Below are 591 nucleotides of genomic sequence, written 5' to 3' on the forward strand. Positions count from 1 at the left end.
CTGTAAGACGGAAAGGAGCCTGCAATGTACGGCAATCAAATCTACTATACCGCTATTCCCATTCCCTGCAAAAGCGTGTCCACGATTGAAGTTTTGGGCGAAGGGATCGTTACGGCTGCTCCAGATACAGCCTTGGTCATCCTTGGTGCTGTTACCGAAGGCAAGGAGCTGCAAGCGATACAAGCCGAAAATGCACAAATTACAGCAGATATCATACAATCCCTTCTCGAGCTAAGCATCCCGCGCGAACATATCCAAACGAATGATTATCGAATCGAAATGATGTATGATTTCCCGGACGGGAAGCAAGTCTTTCAAGGCTACAAAGTAACTCATCTCCTGCAAATCACCATCGATCAAATTTCACTTACTGGTACTGTAGTAGATACCGCCGTTTCTCACGGTGCCAATACAGTCACTTCCATTCAGTTCTCGGTTACCGATAGAAAACAGTTGGAAAATGAGGCCCTGTCGCTTGCTGTCCAGAACGCCCGACTGAAAGCTGCTGCTATCGCAAATGCATTAGGAACATCCATTTCTGGAGTTCCCAGCAAAGTTCAGGAAGTCTCCAGATCATCTGAACCCTTCCCT

The 591-nt window shown here is 47.0% G+C and carries 1 protein-coding gene; it reads left to right on the plus strand.

The window, feature by feature from the left end; genetic code table 11:
- Positions 1-24 precede the first annotated feature (24 nt).
- On the plus strand, positions 25-591 hold a 567-nt coding region (locus AC1DSE_RS36200; protein ID WP_477529240.1), incomplete at its 3' end, for an SIMPL domain-containing protein.

This window comes from Paenibacillus sp. 01L418 (assembly GCF_056400045.1).